Origin of the sequence: Methylomonas sp. LWB, assembly GCF_001856095.1 — a bacterium.
Classification (GTDB): Bacteria; Pseudomonadota; Gammaproteobacteria; order Methylococcales; family Methylomonadaceae; genus Methylomonas; species Methylomonas koyamae_A.
In genome coordinates this window covers 124055-136800 of the sequence record NZ_MKMC01000006.1, presented here as the reverse complement: position 1 = coordinate 136800, position 12746 = coordinate 124055, and the positions used below count along the sequence as shown (strand labels likewise).

Sequence of the window (12746 nt, the reverse complement as noted above, 5' to 3'; positions counted from 1 at the left end):
ACCCAAACGCATTGGGTGTTATATGGTCAAGCCTCACGGGCAATTAGTACACGTTAGCTACGCCCATTACTGGACTTCCACACCGTGCCTATCAACGTTGTCGTCTCCAACGGCCCTTCAGGGGACTTAAAGTCCCAGTGAGATCTCATCTTGGGAGGGGCTTCCCGCTTAGATGCTTTCAGCGGTTATCCTGTCCGAACGTGGCTACCCAGCAATGCCCTTGGCAGGACAACTGGAACACCAGAGGTTCGTCCACTTCGGTCCTCTCGTACTAGAAGCAGCTTCCCTCAAATCTCAAACGCCCACGGCAGATAGGGACCGAACTGTCTCACGACGTTCTGAACCCAGCTCGCGTACCACTTTAAATGGCGAACAGCCATACCCTTGGGACCTGCTTCAGCCCCAGGATGTGATGAGCCGACATCGAGGTGCCAAACACCGCCGTCGATATGAACTCTTGGGCGGTATCAGCCTGTTATCCCCGGCGTACCTTTTATCCGTTGAGCGATGGCCCTTCCATACAGAACCACCGGATCACTAAGACCTACTTTCGTACCTGCTCGACTTGTCCGTCTCGCAGTCAAGCACCCTTATGCCTTTGCACTCATTGCCTGATTTCCGACCAGGCTGAGGGTACCTTCGTGCTCCTCCGTTACTCTTTGGGAGGAGACCGCCCCAGTCAAACTACCCACCAGACACTGTCCCTAATCCAGATAATGGATCGAGGTTAGAACTCCAAACATACCAGGGTGGTATTTCAAGGTTGGCTCCACGAGAACTGGCGTTCCCGCTTCAAAGCCTCCCACCTATCCTACACAAGTAGGTTCAAAGTCCAGTGTCAAGCTATAGTAAAGGTGCACGGGGTCTTTCCGTCTAGCCGCGGGTACACTGCATCTTCACAGCGATTTCAATTTCACTGAGTCCCAGGTGGAGACAGTGTGGCCATCGTTACGCCATTCGTGCAGGTCGGAACTTACCCGACAAGGAATTTCGCTACCTTAGGACCGTTATAGTTACGGCCGCCGTTTACTGGGGCTTCGATCAAGAGCTTCGCTTACGCTAACCCCATCAATTAACCTTCCAGCACCGGGCAGGCGTCACACCCTATACGTCCACTTTCGTGTTTGCAGAGTGCTATGTTTTTGCTAAACAGTCGCAGCCACCGATTTTTTGCAACCGCCTTACGCTCCATCCGCGAGGGACTTCACTTATCAACGGCATACCTTCTCCCGAAGTTACGGTATCATTTTGCCTAGTTCCTTCACCTGGGTTCTCTCAAGCGCCTTAGAATTTTCATCCCACCCACCTGTGTCGGTTTAGGGTACGGCCACTTGTAACCTGAAGCTTAGAGGTTTTTCCTGGAAGCAGGGCATCTATCACTTCGCGTTTCTTTCGAGACACTCGTCATCACGCCTCAGCATATAGCATCCCGGATTTGCCTAAGATGCCTGCCTACACGCTTAAACGGCCACTTCCAACCGACCGCTGATATAGCCTTCTCCGTCACCCCATCGCAGTTACAACTGGTACAGGAATATTAACCTGTTTTCCATCGACTACGCCTTTCGGCCTCGCCTTAGGTGCCGACTAACCCTGCGTCGATTAACGTTGCGCAGGAAACCTTGGGTTTACGGCGAGGGGGTTTTTCACCCCCTTTATCGTTACTTATGTCAGCATTCGCACTTCCGATACCTCCAGCCGACTTCTCAATCGACCTTCGCAGGCGTACGGAACGCTCCTCTACCACTCACGCAAAGCGTGAATCCGTAGCTTCGGTACTATGCTTAGCCCCGGTAAATCTTCCGCGCAGACCGACTCGACCAGTGAGCTATTACGCTTTCTTTAAAGGATGGCTGCTTCTAAGCCAACCTCCTGGCTGTCTGTGCCTTTCCACATCGTTTCCCACTGAGCATAGATTTGGGGACCTTAGCTGACGGTCTGGGCTGTTTCCCTTTTCACGACGGACCTTATCACCCGCCGTGTGTCTCCCGTGCTGACACTTGCTGGTATTCGGAGTTTGCATCGGGTTGGTAAGTCGGGATGACCCCCTAGCCGAAACAGTGCTCTACCCCCAGCAGTGATACACGAGGCGCTACCTAAATAGCTTTCGAGGAGAACCAGCTATCTCCGAGCTTGATTAGCCTTTCACTCCGATCCACAACTCATCCCCTACCTTTTCAACGGGAGTGGGTTCGGTCCTCCAGTGTGTGTTACCACACCTTCAACCTGGTCATGGATAGATCGCCCGGTTTCGGGTCTACACCTTGCGACTCAACGCCCTATTAAGACTCGGTTTCCCTACGCCTCCCCTATTCGGTTAAGCTTGCCACAAAATGTAAGTCGCTGACCCATTATACAAAAGGTACGCAGTCACCCCACGAAGGGGCTCCCACTGCTTGTACGCATACGGTTTCAGGTTCTATTTCACTCCGCTCTCCGCGGTTCTTTTCGCCTTTCCCTCACGGTACTGGTTCACTATCGGTCAGTAAGGAGTATTTAGCCTTGGAGGATGGTCCCCCCATATTCAGTCAACGTTTCACGTGCGCCGACCTACTCGATTTCACTAAAAAAAGGTTTTCGTGTACGGGGCTATCACCCTGTATCGCCGGACTTTCCAGACCGTTCCACTAACCTTATCCTAGCTTAAGGGCTAGTCCCCGTTCGCTCGCCACTACTTAGGGAATCTCGGTTGATTTCTTTTCCTCCGGGTACTTAGATGTTTCAGTTCTCCGGGTTCGCTTCAGTGAGCTATGTATTCACTCAAAGATGACGAGGTTATCCTCGCCGGGTTTCCCCATTCAGACATCGCCGGATCACAGGTTGTTTGCCACCTCCCCGACGCTTTTCGCAGGCTACCACGTCTTTCATCGCCTCTTACTGCCTAGGCATCCACCGTATGCGCTTATTCACTTGACCATATAACCCGAATACGTCTGTATTAAGGTTTTTAGTCGCTGACATGTTCGCTGATGTTGCTTGAGAACGTTTTACGGAGGTTTTGGGCCGCTTTCTTTCGAAAGCCGCTGGCTACCGCCCGCAACTCGTTTTTAAGTATTGATCGTTAGCCGATCAAGACTTAGGTTACAGATTTCCATATTGTTAAAGAGCGTATTGATACGAATATCAATGCTATCGAGCCTTGGGTTATTAACCGAAAAGCTGTATAGCGTTGATGTTGATATCTTGGCTTAAGATCGACGTCACGTGATGGTGGAGCCAGGGAGGATCGAACTCCCGACCTCCTGCGTGCAAGGCAGGCGCTCTCCCAGCTGAGCTATGGCCCCGAATAGATTCAGACTTTCGCCTTTTCGTTAGTTGGTGGGTCTGGGAGGATTTGAACCTCCGACCTCACCCTTATCAGGGGTGCGCTCTAACCAACTGAGCTACAGACCCAGGTGCGTCTTTCAATCGAAATAATTTGTTGTGAGTACGTGTGACAGTGTTCTGTCTTTGTAAGGAGGTGATCCAGCCCCAGGTTCCCCTAGGGCTACCTTGTTACGACTTCACCCCAGTCATGAATCACAAAGTGGTAAGCGCCCTCCCGAAGGTTAAACTACCTACTTCTTTTGCAACCCACTCCCATGGTGTGACGGGCGGTGTGTACAAGGCCCGGGAACGTATTCACCGCGGCATTCTGATCCGCGATTACTAGCGATTCCGACTTCATGCAGTCGAGTTGCAGACTGCAATCCGGACTAGGATCGGCTTTTTGGGATTTGCTGGCTCTCGCGAGTTTGCTGCCCTCTGTACCGACCATTGTAGCACGTGTGTAGCCCTACCCATAAGGGCCATGATGACTTGACGTCGTCCCCACCTTCCTCCGGTTTATCACCGGCAGTCTCCCTAGAGTTCCCGACTTGACTCGCTGGCAACTAAGGATAAGGGTTGCGCTCGTTACGGGACTTAACCCAACATTTCACAACACGAGCTGACGACAGCCATGCAGCACCTGTCTCTCGGTTCCCGAAGGCACCAAGTCATCTCTGACAAGTTCCGAGGATGTCAAGGGTAGGTAAGGTTCTTCGCGTTGCATCGAATTAAACCACATGCTCCACCGCTTGTGCGGGCCCCCGTCAATTCATTTGAGTTTTAGCCTTGCGGCCGTACTCCCCAGGCGGTCAACTTAATACGTTAGCTCCACTACTAAGTTCTTTAAGAACCCAACAGTTAGTTGACATCGTTTACGGCGTGGACTACCAGGGTATCTAATCCTGTTTGCTACCCACGCTTTCGTACCTCAGCGTCAGTTTTAGTCCAGGGAGCCGCCTTCGCCACTGGTGTTCCTTCAGATCTCTACGCATTTCACCGCTACACCTGAAATTCCACTCCCCTCTACTAAACTCTAGTTGCCCAGTATCAAATGCAGTTCCCAGGTTAAGCCCAGGGCTTTCACATCTGACTTAAACAACCGCCTACGCACGCTTTACGCCCAGTAATTCCGATTAACGCTTGCACCCTCCGTATTACCGCGGCTGCTGGCACGGAGTTAGCCGGTGCTTCTTGTATAGGTAATGTCAGTCTACCGGGTATTAACCGGCAGGTATTCCTTCCTATTGAAAGTGCTTTACAACCCTCAGGCCTTCTTCACACACGCGGTATTGCTGGATCAGGCTTTCGCCCATTGTCCAATATTCCCCACTGCTGCCTCCCGTAGGAGTCTGGGCCGTGTCTCAGTCCCAGTGTGGCTGATCATCCTCTCAGACCAGCTATGGATCGTCGCCTTGGTAGGCCTTTACCCCACCAACTAGCTAATCCAACATAGGCTCATCTATTAGCGCCAGGCCCGAAGGTCCCCGGCTTTCATCCGTAGATCGTATGCGGTATTAGCGTGAGTTTCCCCACGTTATCCCCCACTAATAGGCAGATTCCTATGCATTACTCACCCGTCCGCCACTCATCCGGGTGCAAGCACCCTTCAGCGTTCGACTTGCATGTGTTAAGCATACCGCCAGCGTTCAATCTGAGCCATGATCAAACTCTTCAGTTTAATAATGCTTGATACTAAATAAGATTAGCATCCAATCTTGGCTCGACTACAGAACGTCGTTTCTTGCGAATTGACGTGGATTCTCTGCGCCGATAATTTCTAACAGAAACGTATCGCCACACATACCCACACAAATTATTTCGATTCATCTTGTTAAAGAGCCAGAGCATCTCGCCCTGTTGAGCCGACATATTCTACAGAACTTTCAGAAAGTGTCAACACTTTATTTTCGAAGCCAGAAACCAACAACTTCCGAAAAACCAGCCACCACACACTACCGCAAGCCCGGCAAATCCTGCCGCTCTTCGCCACTAACTCAGTCAGTAACGAAGAGCCGCTCATTATAGCGGTTTTCTAATTCTCGTCAAGCGTTATTTCGGCTCTGATTTAGATCAGCTCAATCAATAGGCCTTAAACTGCCCTTGATTTTCCACAAACCACTGATAAGTCGCTTTTAATCCGACTTCCAAGTTGAATTTTGGCTGCCAACCCAATGCTCTGATCTTGGAATTGTCCATCAACTTGCGAGGTGTTCCATCAGGTTTGGTTGTATCCCAAACGATCTCTCCTTCGAAACCGACAATCTTACCGACTGTTTCCGCAAGTTCACGTATCGTCACATCGACCCCGGTTCCCACATTGATATGGGACAACATGGGTTCGGTAACCGATTGGTAATGCTGCTTGTCCAGCCCCATGACATATATGCAAGCCGCCGCCATATCCTCGACATGCAAAAATTCACGCATTGCTTTGCCTGTTCCCCAAACGGTAACGCTAGCGTCACCGTTGACCTTCGCGTCATGGAATTTACGGATCATCGCTGGAATTACATGGCTATTGTCCAGATGAAAATTGTCGTTTTCTCCATATAGATTGGTCGGCATAACTGATCGAAAATCCGTGCCGTATTGTCGATTGTAAGACTCGCAAAGCTTTATCCCTGCAATTTTTGCGATAGCGTAAGGCTCATTAGTCGACTCCAATATGCCAGTCAGCAATGCGCTTTCAGCCATTGGTTGTGCGGCAAACTTCGGATAGATACACGAACTTCCTAAAAATAAGAGCTCTCGGCAGCCGGCACGCCACGCTTCGTGGATTACATTGGCTTCCATCATCAAATTTTGATAAATGAACTCCGCTGGATATTCATTGTTCGCGTGGATCCCACCCACCTTAGCCGCCGCTAAAATCACCAGCTGCGGACGCTCTTGCCCCATAAATCTGCGAACCTGCTCCTGGTCGGTTAAATCCAACTCAGAGTGGGATTTGACAATAACGTTTCGATAGCCACCATTCAGCAGTTGCCGATGTATTGCCGACCCAACCATGCCGCGGTGTCCGGCCAAAAAGACTTTTTTATCCACATCGGCCACCGCATTACTCCCGACTTACCGAAACGTTGTAACCTTGATCTTTCAACAAAGCGTGTTTGCGAGCTTGCTCCAGATCGTACGCCACCATTTCCGCCACCATTTCCGAGAGCGTAATTTGAGGCACCCAACCTAGCTTTTCTTTGGCCTTGGTCGGATCGCCCAGCAAAGTTTCAACCTCTGCCGGCCTGAAATATCTCGGATCGATCGCAACTATATTCTGCCCAACTTGCAATGCGGGTGCCTTGTCGCCAGCGATAGACTCAACATAACCTTTTTCTTCGACGCCACTACCCTCCCAGCGAATCGTCACGCCCAATTCGCCGGCCGACATTTCAATGAATTGTCTTACAGAATATTGAACCCCAGTAGCAATAACAAAGTCGTCTGGCTGTTCTTGCTGCAACATCATCCACTGCATGCGGACATAATCCTTCGCATGCCCCCAATCCCTAAGTGAATCCATATTTCCCATGAATAAGCAACTATCCAAGCCAATAGCGATATTACTGAGACCGCGCGTGATTTTACGCGTCACGAAGGTCTCACCCCGGCGCGGGGATTCATGGTTGAACAAAATACCGTTACACGCATACATGCCATACGCTTCACGATAATTTACGGTGATCCAATAGGCATAAAGCTTGGCAACCGCGTAAGGAGAGCGCGGGTAAAATGGCGTAGTCTCTTTTTGTGGAATTTCCTGTACCAAGCCGTAAAGCTCGGACGTCGAAGCCTGATAAAACCGAGTCTGTTTCTCCATGCCTAAAAAGCGAATGGCTTCGAGCAATCTAAGCGTGCCGATCGCGTCGACGTCCGCAGTATATTCGGGCGATTCAAAAGATACCGCGACGTGACTCATAGCCCCCAAGTTATACACCTCATCTGGCCTAATTTCGCTCAAGATTCGAGTTAGGTTGGAACTATCGGTCAAATCGCCGTAATGCAGAAAAAACTTCGGATCGCGAATATGCGGATCCTGATAGATATGGTCGACCCGCTCGGTGTTAAACAACGACGACCGCCGCTTGATCCCATGCACTTCATAGCCTTTTTCCAACAAAAACTCTGCCAGATAAGAACCGTCCTGCCCGGTAATCCCAGTGACCAATGCTTTCTTTCTATTCACTATTGCTCCTCTACCATGTGGGGTACTGTTACAAAACCTTTAACGAAACTTGATATTAACCTGCCGACCGAACAATCGGAACGACATTTTTACCCGGCAAGTACTCGGGCAACACCGGCAGTAGTGACTTCATAAAATCCTGCAAGCGCTTGTCCGCCAACGAAATATCCTCGACTTTATCGACCGGAGTGACCAGACGAATCAGCGCCCCATCGGTGCGATTTAACGTAATCGCATCGTAAAACAAGTACCATTTGACCAAAAACTCGTTGGTGACTTGACGGCCTCGCTGATGAAACCAAAAATAGACCAATTGGCGACTATCGCCTTTTTGAATGATCGCGCGGCTGAGCTTGATGGAATCATCGCCTATCCGCATTTCCGGAAATTCGCGCTGTTCAAAACTAACGATCTGCCAACCGTCGCCCGGGATACAACTGCGCGGCGAATGCACAACCGCGCCTTTACGTTGCGATTGATAATAGGCACTATAAAAGTTGATCGAATTATGGGTGCCTTGTTGCACAAAGTTAACGATGACGTAATCCGTTAACTTCAATTCGTTCAGGTAATATTGAGTCAAATAGTCATTATGTCCGCGCCAGTCGCCTAATTGCGTCGGGAAATGCAGAAAAGCTTTACGCTGAGGGATAATATCCTCCCTACCCTTGAACTTCTCCGAAGCGAGCCCTCCTAAAACTACTAAGCATAGCACTGCGTAGACTGAGATATTTAGCACTGCGGGCGGCATTCGAGATTCGGCCCGCCCCCATTCTTCAGGGATTTGCACCAACTCGTTCATCGACAGGCGACGACCACTAATTCGGCTAAAGATCCACATTTCGACGAACAGCAGCACCATACACAACAGAAACACCGCCCAACCTTCGAAATCATGCAAAAAACCCTCGGCCATATCAGTCCCCCAGTTATCGACTAGCACGCCAATAACACCGATGCGAAAACTGTTCATAAAAATGGTCAGCGGCATGGATGACAAAAAGATCAGCAATTTTTGCCAAAACGGCCCCTTAAAGAGATAGGCGCATAAAAACGCCAAACTAGCCAGCGGAAACAGATAGCGCAAGCCGCTACAAGCATCAACCACTTGTAGCTTATAGACCCCTAGATCGATAACGTTTCCTTCTAAATACACCATGATGTCGCAGGCACGGATAAATTCCACGCCGAGCCAGGACGAGATCAATTGCAATTTAGAAGACAAATTGTTCAGGATGAAGTCCGGAAACGGCACCATGAAGATTAAGAACAACAGCGGCACCGCGCCGGTGCGTAAGCCCTGTGTTCCGAATGCCGCCGTAAAAATTGCGAACAAGGCCAGAATCAACCCGTACTGTTCCAGGGTTTTCACGGTAGCCAGGCCGCCGAGTACCAACAGCAATAAAGCGATGACCAACAAACCCAATCCCGCTAGGGACTGCCGAACTTCGCCAACCCAGGTCAGCTCATGCCGGCGAATCCATAACAGATAAGCGGAAATACAGGGGATAAAAAATCCATGACTGTATTCCTCCCTTTTCGTCCAAGTTGTCATCATTTCGTCGATACTGCCGCGAAACGCCAAACCCAGCAATAGAAGAGCTCCGCCCCATAACGCCCAGACCAATATTGGTTTATTTGTTTCCGTATTCATTCCGTTTGAAATTCCAAAAATTAAAAAAGCCACTGTCCGTCAGGGCGTCCAGCTGAACCTCGGACATTTTCCCAGCTCAACGTGAATCGCGGATGACATCCGGATTAATCTTCCGCAGTCTCTGAAAAAATGGGATTGTTTTTATCGTCTTCGTGCAATTTCGCCTTTTCTTCCGGATAAATATGCCAAAACGATTGATCGATCGCACCGTTCGTGTATCCGTTTTTACGATCGTGGGTGAACGGGCACCACCAATTTTCGACGACTTTGACCATGTAGGCGTGCCATTCGAACAGCGCAACGCTGTAAGGGCAATACCAAGTGCAATTCAAGATCCAAAACAATTTGGACTGGGCCAGGCTGAGCTTAAACGACCCATCCATTGTAATTTGGTTTTTTAAGTTATAACGATGACTGGCCCGCTCCGGCAAAAAGTCACTCCAAGATTTCACGTTTTCGGCGCCGACCAGTTTTAAACTCCAGTAGGTCAGGTAGGCACTGAGAATCACAAATGGGAGCGTCAAGATCGGCAGATAAATGAATAGCAAACCAATCGCTCTGGAAATAACGGGCATTTGCTGGTGACGGCATCCGATGTTGACGCGCTCCGCGCAGGATTGGCAGGCTTTCATCTAAGTTTCTCCTCGGGTATTGTTGTTATGGTTTGCTCGGCATTGAGCAATTGGAAAATACTGCGACAACCCTCGCAGCAAAACCGTTTCAGCCCATCTCCGGTCAGCAGTTTAAAACCGCCAACCTTTACCGGTTGGCCGCACAAGGCGCACGGGTTAGGCTTCGCTGATGGCATCGCTAACTCAAAGACTCGGCGAAACAGCGCAAAAAAACGTTTTTAGATATTCTGTTTCCGGAACGGCCGGATGTATTGGGTGGTCGCTTCCCTGGCCATCCTCACCGAAAAACACCAAATGCCGATCAATATGTCTGGCCGAAGACCTCAGAATCTCGTGTAGATTATCCCGGCTCAAATGGTGAGAGCAAGAAGCGGATACCAGAATGCCGTCGGCTTCCAACACTTGCAACGCCAGATGGTTCAGCCGGCGGTAGGCCTCGTAACCGGACTTGAAATCTTTTTTGCGCTTGATCAACGCCGGCGGATCCAGGACGATGGCGTCGTAGTGCCGCCGTCCTTCCCGAGCTTGCTTGAGAAATTCGAAAACATCGCTTCGGACAAAGCCCATCTTATCGGCAACTCCGTTCAAGCCCGCACTAGCGGCCGCCAAAGTCAGGGCAGAGTCCGAGCTATCGACGCAACACACCTCGGCGGCGCCGGCCACAGCGGCCTGGATTCCCCAACCGCCGGCGTAACTGAACAAATCCAGCACTCTGGCGCCTTTGACTAGCGAGGCGAAGCGCGCCCTGGCATTGCGATGATCGTAAAACCAACCGGTCTTTTGCCCGGCCGCCACATCGATCAAGAAGCGGGTACCGTTCTCGACAATTTCCAACCGGTCGGGCAGCACCCCAAAAGCTAGCCGCGCTTCCGTGTTCAATCCTTCCAACTCCCGTTGACCCGTGTCGTTCTTCAGCAGGACTGCTTCCGGGGCCAAAAATTCAACCAACAGCTTGACCAAAAGCTCGATGTGACATTCCATACCCACCGTGGTGATTTGAACCGATAAAACCGAACCGTAGCGATCGATCACCAAACCGGGCAATCCGTCGCTTTCGCCGAACACTAACCGGTAATAAGGTTGATCGAACAGACGTTCGCGCAATGTCAATGCCTGCCGCAAGCGTTGCCTAAAAAATTTCTCGCCGATTTTAACATTGGCTTTCCGAGTGAGTAGCCGAGCGCAAATCAAGGCATTCGGATTCAAGTAGGCTGTACCCAAAGCATTGCCCGCATGATCGACCACGCAAACCAAATCGCCGGCCGCGAAGCCGTCCATTGGTGATTTTTGGCTGTCGATTTCATTACTAAACACCCAAAGGTGGCCTTGCCGCAGGCGCTTGTCTTCGTGCTTTTTTAGAAAAAGTTGCGGGTAAGTCATGCAGAGTCAAAGTAAATTTAATGCATAACCAGCGACGGATGTCGCCGGCGCGGCAAACTGTAAACGAAACGGCTTGGTCTGATCCGGATACAACATCCCCGACTCGAAATATTGTTCGGCCCCGAACACCCGCTCCGCGATCACGTTTCCGGATAAATCGGTCAACGTCAACCGTAAATTTGGCACCGCTTGCGGAAAGAGCCCCTGATTGGAAAGAGCTCCGCTGAGCAAATAACTGCGGTCCGCCCCGGCTTGCAAATTCAATTGACGAAAAGTCATTGCCTTAAGGTTTCGATATGCGGGCAGCTGACAATGCACTGCCGAACATACGGCCGCCAAAATACTACGAATCGAGGGCCGATTGCTCAAGGCGGCGCCTTCGAAATAGAACATTTGCCCAATCAACAAGACCAACATTACTAACGCAGCGTAGCCCCAAAAGCTAGGAGACCCGCTCCGCCCCGCAGTCACTTCGGAAAACCGCGCCGACCCAACGCCCGCGCCGCCATTCGAAGCGATTGCACTCAGCCTCGGTAACGCGTCGAAACAGCGGCCGCACCCGCTACAAACCAGCAGGTCCCGGCAATTTCTTAATTCATCGATACTGATCGCTTGACTAAACTGGCAATGCGGGCAGCGGACGAACATGCATCACCCGACTTTGCGGGCATCCAGCCTACACCAATCGTCTTTGCTAATCGGCATCCCAACCTCCAATCCTTGCTGCCGATAGGCTTCGGCTACCGCCTCCGCCTGTTCATTCAAAATCCCAGACAAGATCAGCACTCCGCCCGGCCGAACTAGGCTTGTCAGTAACGGCGCCAATTCGATCAGCGGTTTCGCCAATATATTGGCGACGACCACATCGCCGATAACGCCGGAAAACTGCTCGGGCAAATAATAATTGATTCTGGCTTGGACAGTATTTTTCTCGGCATTGTAGCGACTCGCTTCCAGTGCTTGCGGATCGATATCGACGGCGTGAGCGTACTTACCGCCCAACAACAATCCGGCAACCGCCAAAATCCCCGATCCACAACCGTAATCGATCAAATCCATGGCTTCGACCGAATGCGTGGCCAACCATTCGAGACACAATGCCGTGGTCGGATGCGTACCGGTACCGAAGGCCAAGCCGGGATCCAGCGTCATACACACCGAGCCGGATTCGCTCCGTTCCTGGCCGCTAGGGCAAACCCACAAGCGCTCACCGAACTTCATCGGTTGAAAATGCTCCATCCAGGCCCGCTCCCAAACCTGATCTTGCAACACTTCCGCTACCCATTCCTGTAGCGGCCGCCCGACAAACTGGTTAAACGTCAAGGTATGGACGATGTCCGGATCGGTGTCCAACTCAAACAGACCGGTCACTCGGGTACGAGTCCATATTTTAGTTTGATCGATGGCTGGTTCGTAAACTGGCTCGTCTTCGGCGTCGCTGTAAGTCACTGAAACAGCGCCCAACTCGCTGAAGAAGTCGGATACTTCGGGTGCGGTGACTTCGTCGGTCACGACGGAAATTTGATGCCAGGCCATAAAGACGTCGAAGCAGGAGCTTCCGGCCTGTCATCGTCAAGCGATAACAGACCAG

Annotated in this window: 7 protein-coding genes, 2 tRNA genes and 2 rRNA genes; all 11 read right to left on the bottom strand. The window is 50.9% G+C overall.

The features are described from left to right. Positions 1–22: 22 nt before the first annotated feature. Positions 23–2916: ribosomal RNA gene (locus BJL95_RS03490) — 23S ribosomal RNA — on the bottom strand. A 292-nt stretch (positions 2917–3208) separates the two neighbouring features. Then, a tRNA-Ala gene (locus BJL95_RS03485) sits at positions 3209–3284 on the bottom strand. A gap of 32 nt (positions 3285–3316) precedes the next feature. Beyond that, positions 3317–3393, bottom strand: a tRNA-Ile gene (locus BJL95_RS03480). 60 nt (positions 3394–3453) lie between these two features. Next, positions 3454–4987, bottom strand: a 16S ribosomal RNA gene (locus tag BJL95_RS03475). The 16S and 23S rRNA genes sit together here with 2 tRNA genes alongside, the layout of an rRNA operon. A gap of 401 nt (positions 4988–5388) precedes the next feature. Next, positions 5389–6363: a GDP-L-fucose synthase gene (locus BJL95_RS03470; RefSeq protein ID WP_302848338.1), complete on the bottom strand. Its 975-nt coding sequence runs from the start codon at positions 6361–6363 to the stop codon at positions 5389–5391. A 4-nt stretch (positions 6364–6367) separates the two neighbouring features. After that, on the bottom strand, positions 6368–7489 hold the full coding sequence (gene gmd, locus BJL95_RS03465) for a GDP-mannose 4,6-dehydratase (protein ID WP_064031511.1): 1122 nt from the start codon (positions 7487–7489) through the stop codon (positions 6368–6370). 55 nt (positions 7490–7544) lie between these two features. Next, positions 7545–9143: a VPLPA-CTERM-specific exosortase XrtD gene (gene xrtD / locus BJL95_RS03460; RefSeq protein ID WP_071155504.1), complete on the bottom strand. Its 1599-nt coding sequence runs from the start codon at positions 9141–9143 to the stop codon at positions 7545–7547. A 104-nt stretch (positions 9144–9247) separates the two neighbouring features. Then, positions 9248–9775, bottom strand: coding sequence for a hypothetical protein (locus BJL95_RS03455; protein ID WP_064031513.1), 528 nt, complete (start codon positions 9773–9775; stop codon positions 9248–9250). A 183-nt stretch (positions 9776–9958) separates the two neighbouring features. Further along, the gene (locus tag BJL95_RS03450; RefSeq protein WP_071155502.1) at positions 9959–11155 is read right to left on the bottom strand and encodes a class I SAM-dependent rRNA methyltransferase; all 1197 of its coding nucleotides are present in this window, start codon (positions 11153–11155) and stop codon (positions 9959–9961) included. Positions 11156–11161: 6 nt separating this feature from the next. Next, positions 11162–11572 carry a DUF3426 domain-containing protein gene (locus tag BJL95_RS25035; RefSeq protein ID WP_071155500.1) on the bottom strand — a complete coding sequence of 137 codons (411 nt, stop codon included), beginning with the start codon at positions 11570–11572 and terminating at the stop codon, positions 11162–11164. A gap of 234 nt (positions 11573–11806) precedes the next feature. Further along, positions 11807–12691 carry a 50S ribosomal protein L11 methyltransferase gene (gene prmA, locus BJL95_RS03440; protein WP_071155498.1) on the bottom strand — a complete coding sequence of 295 codons (885 nt, stop codon included), beginning with the start codon at positions 12689–12691 and terminating at the stop codon, positions 11807–11809. Positions 12692–12746: the final 55 nt, after the last annotated feature.

What these genes read in the sequence shown, in the direction of transcription:
- xrtD (WP_071155504.1), bottom strand. Translation starts at nt 9,143, where the DNA reads ATGAATACGGAAACAAATAAACCAATATTGGTCTGGGCGTTATGGGGC.
- BJL95_RS03455 (WP_064031513.1), bottom strand. Translation starts at nt 9,775, where the DNA reads ATGAAAGCCTGCCAATCCTGCGCGGAGCGCGTCAACATCGGATGCCGT.
- BJL95_RS03450 (WP_071155502.1), bottom strand. Translation starts at nt 11,155, where the DNA reads ATGACTTACCCGCAACTTTTTCTAAAAAAGCACGAAGACAAGCGCCTG.
- BJL95_RS25035 (WP_071155500.1), bottom strand. Translation starts at nt 11,572, where the DNA reads ATGTTGGTCTTGTTGATTGGGCAAATGTTCTATTTCGAAGGCGCCGCC.
- prmA (WP_071155498.1), bottom strand. Translation starts at nt 12,691, where the DNA reads ATGGCCTGGCATCAAATTTCCGTCGTGACCGACGAAGTCACCGCACCC.